Here is a 20,122-nt window from a genome sequence, read left to right on the forward strand (position 1 = left end):
TCATTCTGCCTATTCAGGACGGCGAATGTCTGAGGGGTGAAACCCCTCAGACATTCGCCAACAGTCTCTTTCAACCGTACGTCTGCTAAAATTAGAACAACTTGTAAGGAGGTAATACCAATGCTGACGATCGAGCTAGATACGCTACTTAAAGAACAAGCACTCCAACGCCAAGATCCTGAAGAACGCTACATCACGGATAGGGTGAACTGGGAAGAATACGAGACACTGCTAAATCGGATAGGAGATGCTGCGGGATATCGAGTTACTTATTTAGATGGACTTTTAGAAATTATGTCACCTTCTCGTCGCCATGAAAATGGTAAAACTCGCATTGGAAATCTGCTAGAAATTTATTTTGTAGAAGCTGACATCGAATATTTCCCTTTTGGGTCTACAACTCTGCGACAAGAGGAAAAAAGTGGCGGTACGGAACCGGATGAAGCTTACTGTATTGGCACGGATAAAGAATTTCCAGATTTGGTGATAGAAGTAATTGTTACTAGCGGTAGCATTAATAAACTAGAACTGTATAGAAGGTTGAAGGTGCGAGAGGTTTGGTTCTGGCGAAATGACAGATTTTCGATATACCATTTGCGAGAAGAAATTCCGGTTGATTTTGTGTCGAACTGCGGTTATGAATTAATTACAAAAAGTGAATTACTGCCGGGAATTGATATAGAAGTTTTGACAGAATGTGTGAAAAATCCTCAGCCGTTAGCAGCAGCGAAGGAATGGAGGCGAAATTGCCAACCTACTTAAACACCAAGTTTTAAATTTGCCCCCAACTTCCAATAAAAAACCCGCCCCCCCTTGACAAGTCATACTCGTTATGAGTACGGTATAGTAAGCAAAGGAATTTAACCCAAGTACCCCAGGATTCAAAATCATGCTGACGAACCACGAAGGTCAAAGAGTACCCAAAGTCACGTTTCGCACTCGCAAGGACAACGAGTGGGTGGATGTCACCACCGATGATTTGTTTGCAGGCAAAACTGTAGCAGTCTTTTCTCTGCCGGGAGCTTTTACTCCCACTTGTTCCTCAACGCACCTCCCTGGCTACAACGAATTGGCAAAAGTTTTCAAAGAAAATGGCGTAGATGAAATCGTTTGTATGTCCGTCAACGATACGTTTGTGATGAATGAGTGGGCAAAAGACCAAGAAGCAGACAATGTGACGTTAATTCCCGACGGTAACGGTGAGTTTACTGAAGGCATGGGAATGCTGGTAGATAAAACAGATTTAGGTTTTGGTAAGCGGTCTTGGCGCTATTCGATGGTGGTCAAAGATGGCTTGGTGGAAAAAATGTTTATTGAGCCGGAGGAACCGGGCGACCCTTTCAAAGTGTCCGATGCTGAGACGATGCTCAACTACATCAACTCCGCAGCAACCAAGCCGAAGGTAGTTTCGGTGTTTACAAAAATGGGCTGTCCCTTCTGCGCTAAAGCTAAGGCAATGCTGACTGCAAAGGGCTTGGATTATGAGGAAATCGTCTTGGGCCGGGATATCACAACCCGATCGCTCCGGGCCGTGACTGGCGCTACAACCGTGCCACAAGTGTTTATCGACGGCAAGCTGATCGGCGGTTCGGAAGAGCTAGAGTCTTATTTGGCAGTTGCTTAGTTAGGGAAAAATACTTGCCGATGCGTAGCGCACACCTTACTCGTTGTAAGGTGTGCGCTGCGAAGCTGCAACCGTCTTTATGAAGATATATCGCCATTCCCAGAGTTCGATCGCTCCATTGATCCATTCTCGTGCTTCAATTATTCATGAAGTAATATTAAAAAAATCAGAAATGGGAGTGACCGATTGTGGATTTAAGTCTCGTAGCGTCAAATATCTTAAATCCACCAGTATTAGCTTTTTTCATGGGAATGCTGGCGATTTTCCTAAAATCTGACTTAGAAATTCCTGCACCCATCCCGAAACTGTTTTCGCTGTACCTGCTGTTTGCGATCGGATTTAAAGGCGGCGTCGAACTGTCCCGAAGCGGAATCAACCAGCAAGTCGCCCTGACAATTTTGGCAGCGATGCTGATGTCAGCGCTAGTACCAGTTTATACTTTTTTCATACTGAGAATCAAGCTCGACTCCTACAATGCTGCGGCGATCGCAGCCACCTACGGTTCCATCAGCGCGGTCACCTTTATCACCGCAACTTCCTTCCTGAAAGAACAAGGAATCGACTTTGACGGTTACATGGTAGCAGCGTTAGCATTAATGGAGTCCCCAGCAATTATCGTCGGTTTAATTCTCGTCAGCGTGTTCGGGGGAGAGGAAGGAAAACGCGAAATAGTTTGGTCAGAAGTGCTGCAAGAAGCCTTCCTCAACAGTTCAGTATTTCTGCTAATTGGTAGCCTAATTATGGGCATACTAACAGGAGAACACGGTTGGGAAGTTATGAGTCCGTTTACTCAAGATTTGTTTTACGGCGTTCTGACTTTTTTCTTGCTAGACATGGGGTTGGTTGCGGCCAGCAGAATTAAAGATTTGCAAGAAACAGGAATTTTTCTGATCGGCTTTGCAATCCTAATTCCCATACTCAATGCAGGAGTTGGTTTAGTGATCGCGAAATTAATCGGAATGCCGGAGGGAGATAGCCTATTGTTCGCCGTATTGTGTGCGAGTGCTTCTTACATCGCAGTACCAGCAGCAATGCGGATGACGGTTCCCGAAGCTAACCCAAGTCTTTACATTTCAACAGCCTTGGCAGTGACATTTCCATTTAATATCATTGTAGGGATTCCCATGTATCTATACGGAATCAATATGTTTTGGAGGTAAACTTATGGACGCAGTTAAAAGGATAGAAATCTTTGCGAATTCGGTGGAACTCCCAAAGATTTTAGACGGTTTAGACAAAGCTGGTGTCCCCGGTTATTCGGTGATTCGCGGTGTCGCGGGCAAAAGTACCAGGGGATATCGATCGCGTGATTTAGCAATGAGTATGCTGGATAATATTTATGTGCTGGCTTTCTGCGAACCCGATCGAGTATCGGCAGTTGCAGAAAATATTAGACCAGTGTTAAATAAGTTTGGCGGGTCGTGTTTTATTTCGGATGCGGTGGAATTGCTAACGACTAAGTGCGTCGGGTAGTCAGTAGTCAGTAGTTAGTAGTCATTAGTCAGTAGTTAGTAGTCAGTAGTTACTGATTATTGGGAGATATTCAAAAATAACAAATAACAATTGCCAACTGTCAACTGCCAACTGTCAACTGTCAACTGCCAACTGTTAACTGTCAACTGTCATTATAAACCCGGTTTATTTGATAAATCGGGTTTTTGAATATCTAGCTATTTCACATGATCAAAATCAGCGACTTCTCGCACATCAAAACCGAGCGAGCTTTTGCATGAATTTTTTCTGATTATTGGAGCGTAATTTAATCGAATACGCTTGGATTAACGCTTTAAGATGAGTTTGATGTCACGAATTTACTGGAAACACAGGTATCCTGTAGCAGCTTCATTATTCTTAACTGAACCTGATTGTAATTTAATCAACGATAATGCGAGAAAAATCTGTGTTGATTATAGCAATTTTAAAATTGTAAAATTATTACCCATCATTAGCCAGGAGTCATTTCAAGATTAATTGCCCTTCGCCGCCACATAATTCAGAATTCTTAAGATATAGAAAAGAATCTGTTACCCAAATCAGTTAGCATGGTAAATTCTAACCCACAACAGGCGATCCTCTTCGTTGGCGTAGCCCCCGTAGGGGCGGGCTTCGCTAACGCGCGATCGACTAGCGATATTTTGAATAGGAGTTTAAACATGGCTGCATTAAAAGTCGGCATCAACGGATTTGGTCGCATCGGACGGCTAGTCATGCGTGCCGGCATCAAAAACCCCAACATCGAATTTGTCGGCATTAACGACTTAGTTTCGCCAGACAACCTGGCCTATCTTTTTAAATACGACTCCACCCACGGTATTTATGACGGCGAAGTTGAAGGGAAACCAGACGGGATTGTCGTTGACGGACATTTTATCCCGTGCACGTCGATTAGAAATCCGACAGAATTGCCTTGGGGTAAAGTCGGTGCAGATTATATTGTAGAATCTACCGGATTGTTTACCGATTTTGAAGGCGCATCAAAACACTTGACGGCGGGAGCAAAACGAGTCATCCTTTCCGCACCGACTAAAGATCCAGAAAAAGTTCCAACTTTTCTAGTAGGCGTCAACCACCACAAATTTGACCCGACGAAAGATACTGTTGTTTCTAATGCTAGCTGCACCACGAATTGTTTAGCACCAATTGCGAAAGTTATCAATGATAATTTCGGTTTGGAAGAAGGTTTGATGACGACTGTTCACGCGATGACTGCTACTCAGCCAACTGTAGACGGGCCCAGCCAAAAAGATTGGCGGGGTGGACGCGGTGCGGCTCAAAATATTATTCCATCTTCGACTGGTGCGGCGAAAGCTGTTACTTTGGTGTTGCCGGAATTGAAAGGAAAATTGACGGGAATGGCTTTGCGGGTGCCAACTCCTGACGTTTCTGTAGTCGATCTTACTTTCAAAACGAGTAAGGAAACTAGCTACAAAGAAATTTGCGAGGCTATGAAAAAAGCTTCCGAGGGTGAACTGAAAGGTATTCTTGGATATACTGAGGATGCGGTGGTTTCGACGGATTTTCAGGGCGACGCGCGATCGAGTATTTTTGATGCAGGTGCGGGACTTGAACTGAATTCTACGTTTTTTAAAGTCATTTCCTGGTATGACAACGAGTGGGGTTATTCTAACCGTGTGATCGATTTGATGATCTCGATGGCCGAGAAAGACGGAATTTTGGGTAAATAGTATTGTAGGGTGGTTCGGCGGGGCGATCGAATGCGAGCACCAATAAATCCAGATTTTCCCGCGCCGAACTTACTATCTCGGTAGACCGCCATAGGTTAAATTGTTGTTATTGTCGATCGCACTCCAATTATGTCTGAACTGCCACCGCTCAACAACGAAACTATTTGGGCTATCCTCAACGAAGAAATGGACGATGCTGCTGTCAACCGCTTAGTTTGGCTGTATCTGGGCTACCGCCCTGATGCGGAGACTGGTAAATGGAACAGTGCTGATGTTGCTAGCGAGTGGCGCGAAGAGTATCCAGAACCGCCGGATTTTATTGATTCTAGGCCTGCGACGGTGAAATTGACGCGATCGACTCCTCCAGAAAACAAGCAGTTACTGAAGGAAAAATTGGGATTTAAGGGCTATAAAATTGGAGAATTCGGGCCGAGACAGACTCGCAGGGCGACGATGGCTAATTGGTTGATGGGTTTTGTCGAAGCTGGGGCTTCATTTAATTGACAGTTGACAGTTGACAGTTGACAGTTGACAGCACTTGACAAAAGAAGGAAGAGGATTGTAGTAATGAATCGTCTGATTTTAATTTCTCGCCTTTAGGGGTTCCGGCTTTAAGCTAATTCTTTATGGTAAGAAAGTATCGAATATTAGGCATTGAAATATTGATCAAAGTCTTGGTCTGTTTCTATTTTTATCTGCCGTTAATTAACAAAAATTAAAGATTTTTAGCGTCATAACAAAGTAAAGTCCGATCGCCCACACCAACATGATCACCAGCAAACCTGACATCCGGCGGTTGGGTGAAGTATTCTAGAGTCGGAACAAAACCATTGTAAGGAAAAATTCATGAAAACAACCACTATATCTCGCTTAACCAGCATTTCCCTAGCTACCCTCATGCTAGTCGGCGTTTCAGTCAATGCGATCGCCACACCAGCCACCATCAAACCCGCAACCCAACTCGCCCAAGCTACCGCCAAAAAGCGCCTCGTCGTCATGGACTTCGACTACGGCACCACCAACAGCTATTACAGTTCCTACAGAGGAGTCGGCGCCGCCAAAGGCATCAGCGAACTGCTAATCAACGAACTCGTCAACAATGGCACTTATACAGTAGTCGATCGCAGCAAACTCGAACAAGTCCTCAAACAAGAAAATCGCACAGGTTCAATGGATGCCGGCACAGCCGCCGAAATTGGCAAAAAACTAGGAGTTGACGCCGTACTCATCGGCACCATTACCAAGTTTAATATCGACAAACAATCCGGCGGTGGCAGTTTCATGGGCATCGGCGGAGGTTCCCAAAAAACCAAAGCTACCGTCCAAATAGACGTGCGGTTAATTGGTACAGATTCAGGAGACATTCTTGCCACCGCCAAAGCAGTAGGAGAAGCCGATCAAAGCGATTCCAATTTTTCTGTTAGAGGCGTTGGTGGCAATTCTGGCAGTAGCAATGAAGATGGACTTTTGAGCGCAGCAGTTGACAAAGCCGTAGCCCAAATGGTAACTAAACTTGCAGAAGTATCTAAGAAATTAGGTTAGGAATTGTGAAATATTTTTAGATTTTAGATTTTGAATTATTCAATCTAAAATCTAAAATTATGTCAGCTATTTTGGCGACGATTGTACCAGCTTGCATTAGTCCTATTTAGGAATCTGCATTATTTTCCATTCTACTAAACTAGATCAAATCTGCTCAATTCAAGTATTAACAGTTTAATTAGCATTGGGATTTGAGTCGGAACCAACAGCGCATTTCCCCTGTTGATCAGGATTGGGAGTCGAATTAGAGACTACCTTAGAAACGGCATCTTGTTCTTGAATCCATCCGATTTGCCCCGCTGGTAGCTTGGCGATTTCTACTCCGACTGTTGATTTAACAGCCGGAGATGGCGAAGAACTTGCCACAGTTGGAGATGGACTGACTGCGGGTGTTGAAACAGTAGAAAAATCCTTATTTAACTTGGGCTTTGGAGAGTTCGATCGCACTATTGCAGGAATCGAACAAACTTTCAATTCCAGCCAATTGCCTTGAGGCGTAAGCTGTTTGTTTATTACCTGCAAAATGCTGCCGGCAGGGACTGTTCCCTTGACAGGCGACTCACCGATTGCGACTTGCAAATCCAGGCGATCGCCCTCTTTATCCAATTCCCCAGTTACAGAACTTTTAATCTCTATAAACGAGCCTTTTTCTAAAGATTTGATCGGAGAAGGTACAGATTCAAAAGTCTTCTCCGGTCTACTTTTAGAGTTAATTAAAGCGCGTTTACCGAAAATCGACTCCCCGGCAGTATCGATCGCCCGACCCACCGGAGGGATGAAAAAATAAGCAAATACACCCCCCAAACCTAACAAAAATACAATTTTCAACAGTAGCGAAAATAGACTTTTGCCCTTGTCCGGTGGCTGTACCAACTCCGTTTTCGGTAGAAAATTAGCATCATCAAAGCTTGGGCTTTCCGTCACAGCGGTTGGCGTATCCTCGCTGTCGGCAATTAATTCGATCGGCACATCTAAAGGTGCGACAGACAATTCCGTCAAAGTATTGCTTTCTTCCCTCAAATGTGCTTGACAGTGAATCAAAGCAACAGTGACGTTATCGTGACCGTTTCTGGTATTAGCAATCTCGATCAGTCGATCGCGCGCCTGAGCAACAGTAATGCTACCGTCAAGAATCGGCAAAATCTCCTCTTCCCAACATTGCTCAACCCGGTCTTTATCGCTCAAACCATCGGAGCACAGCAGCAAAACGCAATCCTCATCCACAGGAAAGCGTTGCACAGTCGGGTGCAGAGTATTGGAAGAAGTAATGCCCAAAGCTTGAATCAGAGCTCCGGCGGCCACTTGTTCCAAAGCATCCCGATAGAGAGAGTAGCCCAAACGCACCTCGCGGCAAGCCACATCGTCATCGAGAGTAACTTGATAGCAGCCAGTGCGGGTAATCCAGTAAGCCCGACTGTCTCCCACGTGGGCGACATAGAGCTCGTGAATGTGTGCTAAAGCCATCACCAGGGTAGTTCCCATGCGCTGGCGGCCTTGGCGGTGTTCGGTGTCGTTGCGACCGGCTATCTTGTCGTTAGCAGCACAAGCGGCGCGTTCCAGCTTGGAAGTCAAGCTCGGCGGGTCCCAATTAGCTTGATGCAGGGGCATTTGCAGCAACTTGTCCCGCAGCACAGTAATCGCCAATTCCGAAGCGACTTCGCCGCCGTCTTGTCCTCCGATACCGTCGCAGACGATCGCACAAGCCGACGATCCCGGAATTCCGGCAAACACCGTACCATCGGGCGGATAGCAAGCATCTTCGTTATGAGCCCTTGCTCTACCGACATCCGTGCCCGTGGCAATCTCAACATGACGATCGTAAAATCGGCCGCATTTTGCCAGAGCTTTATCCAACTGGCCCATCAGTTGTTCGCCGTGGCGGACTTGACCGGCAACCATTTGCTGGCAAAGTTGCCGCAAAAAATTGGCGATCGCCGGGTGAGCATCATCGATCCACTGCTGCCACAATTTGCCCAATTGCGACAAATTAGGCGGTTTGCGATCGGGCTGCAATTCCAGAAACCGAACCAATTGCCCTTCCACCCGCAGCAGTTCAGGAGTCAGCAGAGTCGCAGCCACGCCCTGAGCGATCAACGGCTGCCAAAGTTTGGCAATTTGCCACAGCCAATTGAGCTGTCGCATCGCGGCGGCCCCTTTCCAGGAGTCCGCCAATTCCGGCATTAAAGATTCCGTCACCTTTAAAATAGGTGCATTTTCCAGCAGCCAGATATCTCCCGATAGCTTGCTGCTCCGGGACGATATCAGTCCGTATACTTGAGGTACGTGCAACTGATAGGCAAACAATCTCAGATAAGGAGCGATCGAACTCGAAATCTCTTCGGGCATTTCCGGCAACTGTTCCGGTTGAGTATCGACCAGAAGTCGATCGCGCTTAACCAAATAGCGACCCGCGATCAGATCGCCTGGCTTACACGCTTTGATCCCTTCACCTACAGCCCACAAGTAGTGTTTTGGCACAAAATTTTGCATTAAGGGTTCCTGACGCCTTTTGTCCCAGTGCTGATCTGAACTATTTTAGCGCTTGAACCTCGATGGGTTGATACGTGGCGATTATTTTACACCCCCGCTTTCTCAGCACGCGGGGATTTTTAAGACTTTACAGTGATCATCTCGTGATTTTTCAAGTTCCTAGGATCACCACGCTTACACTTTTAGGTGCTACGTGATTTCTCCAGACAATTTTTTTTGACTTTCCCCCAGTCCAGCGGTTGGTTTTAATGTCTTGTACTGACAAAAACAGTCTACCATTTTGTTGGCGCCCGGATAAATCTGGCGATCGGCTTTCAAGGCTTGAGCCTAGTCCGACGGAACCGAAGTCAAGAAGCTAGAGAGCAAAATATTTTCAGCATATTCCTGAGAGTGCCAATTTCCGCAGCAATCTTAGCCCTGAGCGCGAATCGAGATTTTAGACGAACTGTGATGCTAGGATGCAGATACCTAGAAATCACCTGAGCTAGTAGGTATAAATAAACATAAATTTTGGGTTAGCTCGCGAAGGGCGATCCGTGCCTAGTGGGTTAGTTTCGCAAGTCAAGTTAAATTTAACCTTACCCGCATACCGATGCAAGTCCGCGACAGGAGTCGCGATCAGCACCAAAAATTAGATATTAGTTCAAGCCCCCAGATTCATCTGTGGAATCAATCTAAAATCTACAATCTCAAATCTAAAATCGATCGGCCTCTGTAAGCTGTTGAGTTTCTAAACCATGCCCCTACATGAGTCAAGCGCCTTTCCCGAAAATTTGCCCGATCCGAAGCTGCTGCCCACCGTCGAGGTAGACGAAATACTGACTAAGATTCAGCATTCTCACGGTTACTACTACAAAGTGATGAATATTGAAATTTGGGCGCTGGTGGAAACCTTGGATGCGCTGTTTCCGGGGGCTTGGAGTCAGTTTATGACCAACCGCCAAATTGCGGTAAAACAGTTTTTGGAGCGCGATTCCACTTGTGGGGCAACTCCCAATAATAGCGGGAAAGACGCAGAAACGATGGGGAGTGAGGAAGATTGATCGACGAAGAAGCAAGTTCGGCAGCGGATGCAAGCAACGGATGTAACGGATTGAAGGAAGAAGGAAGATTTTCTTAATCTCCCCGTCTCCCCTCTCCCCATATCCCTCTCTCCCTTTCCCCTTAGAGGTTAATTTTGGCATCAACACGGGGAAGTCCCATGCTGTAGTTGACAGCGCGGCTGTTGAGGTTGTAGCTGATTTGGCCTTTCTGTAAGAACGATCGCACCAAATGCTCCAATTCCGAACCGATGCGGCGGAGGTTGTATTCAGTCAAGTCTTCGCCCTCGTAAGCGTCTACGAGTTGGTCGAATTTGGCATATACCTGTTTGACTGACTCGTCGTTCCAGTTGAGTTCGTTGTCTGGGTCAATGTCGATCGTCAAAAGGTCATTGCTGGGTACGAGTTCGTTGTCTTCGAGGATGGCGGTATAAATGCGAATATGGCGGGTTGTGGACTTGAGCTGCATGAGTTCTTATTTGTAAAGATTTTTTCCTGAACTTATTGTAATGGGTCAAAGACCCTTGCAGGAGAGTAAGTCGCCTATTGTGCGATCGATCGGGATATCTCACTCCCCCTCCGACTTCAAGGCAAAGACTGGGGATCGGTAGTTTTGAGACCTACTTAATTCAAGACTAAAAACGAAAGCTTTCGCAAGGTATAATAGTTCAGAATTGGCATAGGAGGACAAGGTGGAAGGCAAGAGATTTATTCACTCCCTGCAACTGCAAAACTTCCTTTCCTATGGAACTGAGGGGGAAACAATTGAACTGCAACCATTAAACGTGTTGATCGGTAGTAACGCATCTGGCAAGTCTAACTTAATTGAAGCGATCGCACTTTTGAAGGCAACAGCTACCGACTTAGTTGCTCCGATTCGTCAAGGGGGAGGCATCAGCGATTTTTTGTGGAAAGGCGAAAAAGGTATTCCCACAGCAAAAATAGAGGCTATTTTAGATTACCCTGAACGAACGATACCACTGCGCTATCAGATTAGTTTTACCGCAGTCGGTCAAAGACTTGAGGTAGTGGACGAAGCTATAGAAGATATGGAATCGCGCGATAGTTCTGAAAGCGAGCCATTTTTTTATTACCGTTATAGCGATCGGGGTCGTCCAGTTATCAACGTTACAGAGGACAACGAGCAGCAACCAAGAAAGCTGCGGAATCTGCGGCGAGAAGATATCATTCCCGATCAATCTATCTTATCTCAAAGAAAAGATCCCGAACAATATCCAGAACTATCATATCTGGGCAATAAATTTGCAGACATTGGTTTATATCGTAACTGGCAGACAGGGAGAGATTCAGTACCTAGAAAGGCTCAGCAAACTGATTTACCAGAACATCCACTTCTAGAAAATGGTGGCAACTTAGGACTGGTTTTAAACAACTTACAGTATCAATTAGGAAGCAGGCAGATTATTGAAAAATTACAACTGTTCTACGATGCAGCGGAAGAACTGAGTATCAAGATTTATGGCGGCACTGTCCAGATATTTATCCGCGAAACAGGATTGATTCAGCCAATACCCGCAACTCGTTTATCAGACGGTACGCTGCGTTATTTATTCTTAATAGCTTTACTCCTAGATCCAACTCCACCGCCACTTATCTGTATTGAAGAACCGGAGATTGGCTTGCATCCCGACATTTTGCCTGCGATTGCTGAAATGTTGATCGAAGCCTCACAGCGCACACAATTGATTGTGACAACTCATTCGGATGCTTTGGTGTCGGCGCTGAGTCCTGAGTCTGTGTTAATATGCGATCGGGATAATCGAGGAAGTCACCTAAGTCGCCTCGATCCAGAACGGCTAAAAAAATGGCTTGAGAATTACAGTTTGGGAGACCTCTGGCGGATGGGAGAAATCGGGGGAAACCGATGATAAAGGAGGTTCGCATTTACATCGAAGGTGGCGGCGATGGCAAGAATACAAAGGCATCGCTTCGACAAGGATTTAGCAGTTTTTTCAAACAACTTGTGGAGGTTGCCAAAAGCAAGAAAATTAAGTGGCAGATCATTCTCTGCGGTTCTAGGAATCATGCTTTCAGGAATTTTAAGAATGCTTTGGCAGATCACCCAAATGCCTTTGTTATCCTTCTGGTTGACTCAGAAGCACCTGTGGTAAAGCAGTCGCCTTGGGATCATTTGAAGTCGAGGGATAATTGGGATTCGCCTGGGGTTGATGACACTCATTGCTATCTAATGGTTCAAGCGATGGAAGCTTGGTTGATGGCTGATATTGATACTTTGAAAAGATTTTACGGGCAGGGATTTAAAGAAAATGCGATTTCTAAGAATACGAATGTAGAGAAGATTGAAAAGGATTTGTTAGAACCAAGTCTGAAAGCAGCTACCCGCGACACAAAATCGAAAGGCGAATATCAAAAGATACAGCACGCTTCCAAGCTGTTAGAAATGTTGGATATTGATAAGGTTCGCAAGGCTTCTTCAGAGTGCGATCGAATTTTTACCACTCTCACCGAACTCATGGAACAAGGCAACTAGAACGACTTACGGCGAGGGCCCAGAAACCGGGTTTTTTCGCGAAAATATTTCGTTTCAGTCCGCAGATTTGGCAAAAAACCCGGTTTCTTTAGTCGTAGTGCGTAAATCCAGAAATATAAGGACTGAAGTCCTTACTACAAACATCGCACTTCCATTTATTCGTGAGTTGTCCCGTCTGGCATAATTGCACCTGCGAGTTTAGCATTTGCTATATTTGCTCCAACCCAGTTGGCATCTTTCAGGTTAGCTTTTTCTAGCTTTGCATAACTCAAATTTGCTCCGCATAGGTTTGCTGAAGTTAAGTTTGCTCCACTCAAGTTGGCATTGTGAAAGTTAACTCCAGAGAGGTTTAAGCCACTTAAGTTTTGACCGTTAAGATTAGCTTGCTGTAGACTCGATCCGATCAAACTTACCCCTTTCAAATTTACGTCTGTCAGGTTGGCTCCATCAAGGTTTACTCCTACTAAACTTACTCCATTCAACTTAGCCCCACTTAGAGTTGCAGAAGATAGGTTAACTTTAGTTACTTTGGCTTGACTTAAATCTGCTCCTGTCAAATTTGCGCTATTTAGACTTGCCTGAGTTAGGTTGGCACTAATTAAATTGGCTGTAGTCAAGTTTGCACTATTCAATTGTGTCTCGCTCAATTTTGCTTGACTTAAATTCGCTTGAATCAGTCTTGCATAATTCAAATTTGCCTTAGTTAAGTTAGCGCCACTAAAGTTAGCTTGAATCAAATCGGCTTGTTGCAGGTTTGTGGATTTCAAGTTTGCCCCTTGCAGGTTAGCTCCAATCAAGTTAGCCTTCACTAGGTTGGCATTACTCAGGTTGGCATTGCTCAGGTTTGCTTGACTGAAACTAATGGGATATTCCAGAGTTTTTCCGCTCAAATCCACTCCGGCTAAGTTAATCCCTGTAAAATCTCGTTCTCCCTCCTTATACCGCCGCAAAAATTCCTCAGCAGTGATAGCAGGTTCCTGAGTTTCTGAAACAGAATCATCAACATCCTGATCAACTTCCAAGTTATCCGCCTTCACAGGATTAGCAACAGACTCTCCCGCTGATTTTTCCCGCAATTGGTTGTCAACCCGATCGCTAAATCGCCTCAAAACCTCAGCATCATCAACCTTCTGAGCCACATTCTCCGTGCTTTTCACCGCATTTTCAACATGATACCTGTCCACAAAACTTTGCAACCCAGCATTATATCCTTGTCCTACCGCCTGAAATCTCCATTCACCATTCTTTCTGTACAATCGCCCAAATTCCAAAGCCGTTTCTTGCGAAAAAACCTCTTTTAAATTATACCGAACCAACTCGCTCCCAGTCTCCAAATTATAAAGCCGGATAAACGCATTTCTAACTTGACTAAAATTTTGATTCTTAACCTGTCCTTCGTGAACAGTAACAACAAACACAATTTCTTCAACAGCGGCATCAATCCGATTCAAATCCACATAAACCGTCTCGTCATCGCCTTCGATTTGTCCGGTTATGTTGTCTCCCGAATGTCGCACCGCACCGTCTGGCGAGGTCAAGTTATTGTAAAATACAAAATACTTTTCGTCTGGAATTCGACCGTCAGCGCCTAACATGAAAACAGATGCGTCAATGTCGTAGTTTTGTGCTGCTTGGCTGACTTGCCACCCCAGGGCGATCGCAACTTTATTAAAATCAGGAGCTTCTTTAGAAAGATTGAACCTTTCACCCTTAGTTAATTGAATACTCATGTGCGATAATTCCCTTACCTCATAAATGGTATAATTATCTCATCTATGTTAACCCGATCGCAAATTGGATTTTATCTCGAAGACATCGAAACCCCAATTGGCAGAACCGTCAATTTAACTCTTACCGGACTCATTCTTTTATCTTCCGCCAGCTTCATCGCCGAAACTTACCCGCTTTCGGAGTCTGTTAGAATTAATTTCCAAGCTCTCGATACTGTTCTTTTAATCGTTTTTACAGTTGAGTATTTATTACGGCTGTGGTGTGCCGAAAATCGAGTTAAATTTATTTTTAGTTTTTTTTCAATTATTGATTTACTGGCAATATTACCATTTTTGCTGGGATTTGTCAACGTCAGTTTTATCAGAATTTTTCGCTGGTTTAGAATTCTCCGACTCATCCGCTTTCTGGAATTAAAAAATTCGGTTTTTCGCATCAGCAGCGAAGATGGCGTGATTTTTTCCCGGATTTTATTTACTTTGCTGGCAATAATTTTTGTTTATTCTGGTTTGATTTATCAAGTCGAACATCCGGCAAATCCAGAAAATTTTGGAACTTTTTTGGATGCTGTTTATTTTTCAGTTGTCACGATGACGACGGTGGGATTTGGTGATGTTACTCCGATTTCGGAATCTGGTCGTTTTCTGACTATTTTGATGATTTTGACAGGAATTGCTCTGATTCCTTGGCAATTGGGGGATTTGATTAAACAATTAGTTAAAACGGCTAATCAGGTAGAAACTGTTTGTACAGGTTGCGGTTGGTGTGTACACGATGCTAATGCTAGATTTTGTAAAATGTGCGGCAGTCAATTAGATAATGGTTGACTGTTGACTGTTGACTATTGACTGTTACAGCAGTTTTCAGGTAGGGACACAGCATTGCCGTTTCCCTACAGAAGATTGCCTCTAATTTAGATGTAGCAGTATTTTTCATAATAACCAATAACCAATAACCAATAACCAATAACCAATAACCAATAACCAATAACCAATAACCAATAACCAATAACCAATAACTCATAACTACTGACTACTGACTACTGACTTCTTTAAGCTAAGGGTAACAATATTTCAAATTCGGTGCCAATTCCTAATTCGGATCGCATTCTGAATGCGCCGCCGTGTTTTCCCGTCACGATTTGATAGCTAACGGCTAAGCTGGTTTCTTTCAGGGCACGTTTTTCGGTAGAGAAGGATTCTAAGATTTTTTTGTACTTGTTGGGTGACATTCCTGGGCCGTTATCTGCTATGCGAATCGAAACCCAGCGCTCGTGAAGTTTGTCCAAGTCGATCGCAGATTCTGGACAGCATACTTGAGTCACAATGTCAATCTGAGGCTGGCGATCGAAGTCTCTGATTCCTCCACCGTTGAACTCTTTCGCCAATTCTTGACCGACTGCTTGGTTAATTAATGTATTAATAGCATTGGTCAAAATATTCATAAACACTTGGTTTAGCTGTCCTGCATAGCACGGTACTGGCGGCAGATAGCCGTAGTTTTTCACTACTTTGATTTCCCTGGTCAAATGACTTTTTAGCAGCAATAGTATGCTATCTATATTGGCGTGCAAGTCTGCCGGTTTGGGATAAACATCGTCGATGTGGCAGAAGTTTTGCAAACTGCTTGCTAACTTGCTCAAACGTTCGGCTCCGGCTTTGATGCTGCCAACTGTTCTGAGGAAATCGCTTTGCAAAAAGTCATAGTCTATCTCTTCTTTGAGCCGTGCTATTTCTGGCGGGGGATTGGTACAGTGCGCGTCGTAAACTGAGAGCAACTCCATTAAGTTTTTGCTGTAGTCACTGACGTAGGTTAAATTACCCCAAATAAAGCCTACTGGATCTAAAATTTCGTGGGCGACTCCGTTGACTAAACGGCCTAAACTAGCCATTTTTTCGCTTTGAATCATTTGTGTTTGGGCTCTTTCGTAGCGGACTTGGGTTTCGATGCCGCGAATTTGCCAGTAGGCGATGTTTAATGCGTGAGGGTCTAAGAGCCGATAAGATTGGTCGTCGATTTGGACTACGATGGGTTCTGACTGCAATTCGGGCGATCGACGCAGAGCTTGTGGAGCTGCTGTCAAAATGGTTGTATTCTCTGCAAGCAATAATATTTCGACGCGAGCGTAACTGTAGAGAACTTTCAGCGGCAGGTGCAAAAATAGCTCTGGGCCTTGGGGTTTGAGCAAATATTCCAGCAGTTGCCTGCGGGATATCATACCAGCCAACTCTCCTGCTTCCAGCAAGACGGCTCCCGGCACTAGGGGATGCTGTTCAAATATTTCGGCAACTGCGACGGCCAAGTAGCTCGATTTAACCTGAAAGTGATACAGGGGCAAATCCCCCAGGGTAGACTCTAGGGAAAGGTCTTGATTTCTGCCTTCGGAGAGAGAAGGGCTAAGTAGTTTGGAACTGAATGTATTTGCCACTGGAAATTTTAGTTGCCGAAACACGCTGGAAATTGAAATGAAAACATAATGCTAAGCTAGCCTATCATTTCACTTTTTTGAGCGAACCTGGAGACAGTTCTTGAGTTAATCATGTTTTGCGAATTATTGGCAGGAGAATTTCAAATTCGGTGTTCTTGCCAAGTTGCGATCGCAAATTCAGTTGACCGTCGTGCTTTTCTGTGACGATTTGATGGCAGATAGCCAGCCCCATACCGCTGCCTTTGCCTGCGGGTTTCGTGGTAAAAAATGTCTCAAATATGTGCTGCTGATTTTCTGGGGGAATGCCAGGCCCGTTATCGGCTATCCCAATGGCCGCCCACTGGCCCTCTGCGGTTTCTACCACTTTAGTCGTAATTTGGATTTGTGGCTGCCAGTTGTCCGCGCACTCTGTATCTAGTTCGCGATCGGCTACATACTCTGTCAGGGCGTCGAGAGCGTTAACCAACAAATTCAAAAACACCTGACTCAACTGACCGGAGTAACCGCTAACTAGCGGCAGATAGTCGTATTTTTTTACCACTTTTATGCCATTTTTTAATCGGTTTTTCAGAATTAACAGCGTCACATCCAAGCATTCGTGAATGTCTATCTCCACGGGCTTTGTCTCGTCCATGTGAGAGAAGTGGTGCAGCCCGTTAACTATGTTTAGCAATTGCGAGGCTCCCAACTTCATCCCTTCTAAGGTGACTGGCAAATCTTCTTCTAAAAAATCAAATTCTATTTCTTCTTTGAGGGCATCAATTCGAGGACACGGTTCCGGATATTCTTCTTGATAAGCCGACATGAGTTGAAGCAAATTTTCAAAATAGGACAGCAGAAAAGTCAAATTTCCCCAAATACAGTTCAGCGGATTTCTAATTTCGTGAGCTACTTCTGCTACAATTCTGCCTAAACTCGCCATTTTTTCTGTTTGGATGAGTTTGGCTTGGGTTTGTTTTTGGAGCAACTTATTTGTGATTTGGTGAATTCTGGATTGAGCGACCATTAATTGGTGTGCGTCTAACAGTTTGTAAGTCTGGGGTGCAACTTCCACTACTACGGGTTCGTAGACTAATTCTGCTAACCTATAAAGAGATTCCGAGGCGGCTTCTACTATTAATTTACTGCCGGGAAGCATCAGCAGCTCTTGCTTGGAAAATCTGTACAAGACCTCTATCGGTCGCTTAAAAAACATTTCTAACCCGTAGCGCCTGTTAATTTTTTCATAAAAATAACGCCTGGATATCATGCCGGCAAAATTACCCCGCTCGGTCAAAATGACGCCGGGAAGCATGGAATTTCCTTCAAAAGCCTGGGCTACTTCTTTTGCTTGTTGGGTTAAGTCAATTTGACAGTTGTAGAGCGGCAGGTCGAGGAGAGTTGATTCTAACGAGATATTCCAAGTACAAATCTCAGGTATATGCAACACTGATAACTCCGAGCTAATCTGATGCACAGCAAACATAGATGAAACCCCTGTTAAATTTTGTATTGATGGATAAGTTAAGTTGCTATTAATTGGTAAAGGGTAATTGGTAGCAAGTAATTGCTAATTGGTCAAACTACAACAGCACCCAATGGGAAAATCCAGATCGCCCAGGCATTGTCTGCTAAAGATTTTATTTCTAAATCAATGTTAAACAATCGAAGCTTTTGTGGAACTTACGGAGCTCTGCTGTCAGCTTTTTACCATGATATACCCTGCGATTGCGTGTTTTCCGAAACTATTAAAAATTTATCAAGGGATTTTTGTAATTTATTATATCATTTTTCGGTGCTGGTAGGGAATTGGAGAACAGCGATAGCGGGGATGGGTGAATATACGGGCATTGATCGAGGGATTGAGGGCGCGGATGCGATCGTCTAAGAGACTTGAGATCCAAACGGTCAAGACGGAGGCAAAAATCGGCAGATTTACGCATTTAAGCAAGAACGCAAATGCAGGCAAGTTTCCAACCTCCGATGGTCGTCAGTTTTTTGCAATTCTTTAATCTGCAATTCTTTCAACTAGATCAGCAGGATTCCCCCACCATACCGCCTCGGTTGGTGGCGGGTCGGACAAGCGAGTGACGCTTGTGATTGCACCGCCAATAAAATCGACAAGCGCAGCTTCCGACACTCTAGGCGGGGCACTCGCGAACGAACAAGATTTATTTCCAACATGGTTGCTTTTTCAAACTTCAACAGGTATAGTAGTCGCAGAGTTTGTTGAAGCCATGAATCAAGTTATCACCGCGAAGCTAAAGTTAAATCTCACCGCCGAACAGAAGTTGGCGGTGCGTGATACCGCGCTGGCTTACCGTGATGCCTTGAACTATACTGCTATGGTCGCTTTTAAAAATAGCAAGTCTAGTAATGGTGCTAAATTGCAGAAGCTTGTCTACAGTCACCTGCGTTCCGAGTTTAGGTTAGGCGCACAGATGGCGTGTAACGTTCCCAGACAGGTGGCGGCAACGCTTAAATCCTTATTGACCAAGGTCAAGCAGAACAATGAAGCGATCAAAAAAGGACATACCAAGAAGCGTTTTAAGGGGCTTGACAAAGCTCCTAGATACGCATCGCGGACTGTGACCTTGAATTATCAGCGAGACTACTCGTTCAAATCTGACCAGCAAGTCAGTATTGGAACGCTAAACGGTCGGATTTTTGTACCTTACGAAGGCTGGAATAAGCACCTAAACTTAATTAAAGTCTGCCCTAATATTGGAGCAGCAAAGATAGTTTACCAGCGTTCTTCCAAGACTTACTACTTAATGGTAAGTATTGAAATTGAACTACCAGATATCGAGCCAACGTCTATTACTCGAATCTCTGGTGTTGATGTTGGGATGAGATACCTAGCAGTAGAAACAGACCTGAACAATAAGTCTATATTCTATTCTGGTAAAGCGTCTCGACACAAGGCTAACCAATATCAGAAGGCTCGGAGAAGTTTACAGCGTAAAGACACCCGTTCGGCGAAGCGACGACTAATCGCATTGTCGGGACGGGAGAGACGGTTTATCGCTGACGTAAACCACCAAATAAGCAAAGATATTGCCCAACCTAATAGCTTGATTGGACTAGAGAACTTGACCGGAATCCGTGACAGAACTAAGTCCAAGTCTGGCAAGAAAGCAAGCAAGAAACAGCGCAGGGCGAATCGAAACAAGGCTAAATGGTCGTTTGCCGAATTGCACGGCTATATCGACTACAAAGCTAATTTGATTGGCAGTTTAGCGACCAAAATTCCAGCACATTATACTTCTCAAAGTTGCCCCAAATGTGGGCATACCTCGAAGGCTAATCGACCGAACAAGGGGCTAATGTTTCGCTGTGAATGTTGTGGTAATAAATTACACGCTGATTTGGTTGGGGCGCGAAACATTGCAATGAGAACGTTGCTCGTTCGGCAAGACTGGACGAGTACGGGGAGCTTGTCAGTATCCCCCGATGTGTCGCGCAATGAAACTAAAGCTGATATCCTGCAAAGGTTTTCAGGATTGCGGTGGAGCGTAGATACAAGCCCTCATCATATCGGTACTCCGATTGATGACGGGTAATTGACTCTGCAATTCTAAAATCTAACATCTA

At 44.6% G+C, this 20,122-nt stretch carries 17 protein-coding genes; 12 read left to right on the forward strand and 5 right to left on the reverse strand.

The genetic code is table 11. The annotated features are described in order from the left end of the window. Nucleotides 1–120: 120 nt before the first annotated feature. The 7 genes from QUB66_RS18860 (at nucleotide 121) to QUB66_RS18890 (ending at nucleotide 6,351) form a co-directional block, all read left to right on the forward strand. The gene (locus tag QUB66_RS18860) at nucleotides 121–762 is read left to right on the forward strand and encodes a Uma2 family endonuclease (RefSeq protein ID WP_332969203.1); all 642 of its coding nucleotides are present in this window, start codon (nucleotides 121–123) and stop codon (nucleotides 760–762) included. A gap of 127 nt (nucleotides 763–889) precedes the next feature. Then, nucleotides 890–1,624 (forward strand): glutathione peroxidase, encoded by a 735-nt coding sequence (locus QUB66_RS18865; RefSeq protein WP_265233612.1) that lies wholly within the window; start codon nucleotides 890–892, stop codon nucleotides 1,622–1,624. 188 nt (nucleotides 1,625–1,812) lie between these two features. Next, nucleotides 1,813–2,784 carry a sodium-dependent bicarbonate transport family permease gene (locus QUB66_RS18870; protein ID WP_265233613.1) on the forward strand — a complete coding sequence of 324 codons (972 nt, stop codon included), beginning with the start codon at nucleotides 1,813–1,815 and terminating at the stop codon, nucleotides 2,782–2,784. Between the two features lie 4 nt (nucleotides 2,785–2,788). After that, complete coding sequence (locus QUB66_RS18875) at nucleotides 2,789–3,097, forward strand: P-II family nitrogen regulator (RefSeq protein WP_265233614.1); 309 nt, start codon at nucleotides 2,789–2,791, stop codon at nucleotides 3,095–3,097. A gap of 680 nt (nucleotides 3,098–3,777) precedes the next feature. Next, on the forward strand, nucleotides 3,778–4,809 hold the full coding sequence (gene gap / locus QUB66_RS18880; protein ID WP_265233745.1) for a type I glyceraldehyde-3-phosphate dehydrogenase: 1,032 nt from the start codon (nucleotides 3,778–3,780) through the stop codon (nucleotides 4,807–4,809). 129 nt (nucleotides 4,810–4,938) lie between these two features. Then, the gene (locus QUB66_RS18885) at nucleotides 4,939–5,313 is read left to right on the forward strand and encodes a DUF1823 family protein (protein ID WP_332969206.1); all 375 of its coding nucleotides are present in this window, start codon (nucleotides 4,939–4,941) and stop codon (nucleotides 5,311–5,313) included. A gap of 342 nt (nucleotides 5,314–5,655) precedes the next feature. Next, nucleotides 5,656–6,351 (forward strand): CsgG/HfaB family protein, encoded by a 696-nt coding sequence (locus tag QUB66_RS18890; RefSeq protein WP_265233616.1) that lies wholly within the window; start codon nucleotides 5,656–5,658, stop codon nucleotides 6,349–6,351. A 174-nt stretch (nucleotides 6,352–6,525) separates the two neighbouring features. Here QUB66_RS18890 and QUB66_RS18895 read toward each other — a convergent pair whose 3' ends face one another. Beyond that, a complete protein-coding gene (locus QUB66_RS18895) occupies nucleotides 6,526–8,829 on the reverse strand; it encodes a PP2C family protein-serine/threonine phosphatase (RefSeq protein WP_265233617.1) in 2,304 nt (767 codons plus the stop codon). A 749-nt stretch (nucleotides 8,830–9,578) separates the two neighbouring features. Here QUB66_RS18895 and QUB66_RS18900 point away from each other — a divergent pair. Continuing rightward, nucleotides 9,579–9,884: a hypothetical protein gene (locus tag QUB66_RS18900; protein WP_265233618.1), complete on the forward strand. Its 306-nt coding sequence runs from the start codon at nucleotides 9,579–9,581 to the stop codon at nucleotides 9,882–9,884. A 121-nt stretch (nucleotides 9,885–10,005) separates the two neighbouring features. Here QUB66_RS18900 and QUB66_RS18905 read toward each other — a convergent pair whose 3' ends face one another. Further along, nucleotides 10,006–10,350 carry an NAD(P)H-quinone oxidoreductase subunit M gene (locus QUB66_RS18905; protein WP_265233619.1) on the reverse strand — a complete coding sequence of 115 codons (345 nt, stop codon included), beginning with the start codon at nucleotides 10,348–10,350 and terminating at the stop codon, nucleotides 10,006–10,008. A gap of 223 nt (nucleotides 10,351–10,573) precedes the next feature. On the opposite strand from QUB66_RS18905, the gene QUB66_RS18910 reads away from it, so the two are divergent. Then, nucleotides 10,574–11,770 carry an AAA family ATPase gene (locus QUB66_RS18910; protein ID WP_332969208.1) on the forward strand — a complete coding sequence of 399 codons (1,197 nt, stop codon included), beginning with the start codon at nucleotides 10,574–10,576 and terminating at the stop codon, nucleotides 11,768–11,770. Then, the gene (locus QUB66_RS18915) at nucleotides 11,767–12,393 is read left to right on the forward strand and encodes a DUF4276 family protein (RefSeq protein ID WP_332969210.1); all 627 of its coding nucleotides are present in this window, start codon (nucleotides 11,767–11,769) and stop codon (nucleotides 12,391–12,393) included. Before QUB66_RS18910 ends, QUB66_RS18915 begins: the two co-directional genes overlap by 4 nt. Before the next feature lie 155 nt (nucleotides 12,394–12,548). Here QUB66_RS18915 and QUB66_RS18920 read toward each other — a convergent pair whose 3' ends face one another. Then, complete coding sequence (locus QUB66_RS18920; protein WP_332969212.1) at nucleotides 12,549–14,123, reverse strand: TerD family protein; 1,575 nt, start codon at nucleotides 14,121–14,123, stop codon at nucleotides 12,549–12,551. A 45-nt stretch (nucleotides 14,124–14,168) separates the two neighbouring features. Here QUB66_RS18920 and QUB66_RS18925 point away from each other — a divergent pair, with 45 nt between their 5' ends. Beyond that, nucleotides 14,169–14,948, forward strand: coding sequence for an ion transporter (locus QUB66_RS18925; protein ID WP_265233623.1), 780 nt, complete (start codon nucleotides 14,169–14,171; stop codon nucleotides 14,946–14,948). A 224-nt stretch (nucleotides 14,949–15,172) separates the two neighbouring features. Here the strand turns inward: QUB66_RS18925 and QUB66_RS18935 are convergent, their stop codons facing one another. Further along, nucleotides 15,173–16,549: a sensor histidine kinase gene (locus QUB66_RS18935; protein ID WP_265233624.1), complete on the reverse strand. Its 1,377-nt coding sequence runs from the start codon at nucleotides 16,547–16,549 to the stop codon at nucleotides 15,173–15,175. Between the two features lie 109 nt (nucleotides 16,550–16,658). Continuing rightward, nucleotides 16,659–18,014 (reverse strand): sensor histidine kinase, encoded by a 1,356-nt coding sequence (locus QUB66_RS18940; RefSeq protein ID WP_265233625.1) that lies wholly within the window; start codon nucleotides 18,012–18,014, stop codon nucleotides 16,659–16,661. 601 nt (nucleotides 18,015–18,615) lie between these two features. Here QUB66_RS18940 and QUB66_RS18945 point away from each other — a divergent pair. Further along, nucleotides 18,616–20,091, forward strand: coding sequence for an RNA-guided endonuclease InsQ/TnpB family protein (locus QUB66_RS18945; protein WP_332969216.1), 1,476 nt, complete (start codon nucleotides 18,616–18,618; stop codon nucleotides 20,089–20,091). Nucleotides 20,092–20,122: the final 31 nt, after the last annotated feature.

This window comes from Microcoleus sp. A2-C3 (assembly GCF_036706065.1).
Classification (GTDB): domain Bacteria; phylum Cyanobacteriota; class Cyanobacteriia; order Cyanobacteriales; family Microcoleaceae; genus Microcoleus.

Excerpts from the sequence above, each read along its gene's own strand:
- QUB66_RS18885 (WP_332969206.1), top strand. The coding sequence starts at position 4,939 with ATGTCTGAACTGCCACCGCTCAACAACGAAACTATTTGGGCTATCCTC.
- QUB66_RS18860 (WP_332969203.1), top strand. The coding sequence starts at position 121 with ATGCTGACGATCGAGCTAGATACGCTACTTAAAGAACAAGCACTCCAA.
- QUB66_RS18890 (WP_265233616.1), top strand. The coding sequence starts at position 5,656 with ATGAAAACAACCACTATATCTCGCTTAACCAGCATTTCCCTAGCTACC.
- QUB66_RS18925 (WP_265233623.1), top strand. The coding sequence starts at position 14,169 with ATGTTAACCCGATCGCAAATTGGATTTTATCTCGAAGACATCGAAACC.
- QUB66_RS18900 (WP_265233618.1), top strand. The coding sequence starts at position 9,579 with ATGCCCCTACATGAGTCAAGCGCCTTTCCCGAAAATTTGCCCGATCCG.
- QUB66_RS18905 (WP_265233619.1), bottom strand. The coding sequence starts at position 10,350 with ATGCAGCTCAAGTCCACAACCCGCCATATTCGCATTTATACCGCCATC.
- QUB66_RS18875 (WP_265233614.1), top strand. The coding sequence starts at position 2,789 with ATGGACGCAGTTAAAAGGATAGAAATCTTTGCGAATTCGGTGGAACTC.
- QUB66_RS18940 (WP_265233625.1), bottom strand. The coding sequence starts at position 18,014 with ATGTTTGCTGTGCATCAGATTAGCTCGGAGTTATCAGTGTTGCATATA.
- QUB66_RS18865 (WP_265233612.1), top strand. The coding sequence starts at position 890 with ATGCTGACGAACCACGAAGGTCAAAGAGTACCCAAAGTCACGTTTCGC.
- gap (WP_265233745.1), top strand. The coding sequence starts at position 3,778 with ATGGCTGCATTAAAAGTCGGCATCAACGGATTTGGTCGCATCGGACGG.
- QUB66_RS18920 (WP_332969212.1), bottom strand. The coding sequence starts at position 14,123 with ATGAGTATTCAATTAACTAAGGGTGAAAGGTTCAATCTTTCTAAAGAA.
- QUB66_RS18915 (WP_332969210.1), top strand. The coding sequence starts at position 11,767 with ATGATAAAGGAGGTTCGCATTTACATCGAAGGTGGCGGCGATGGCAAG.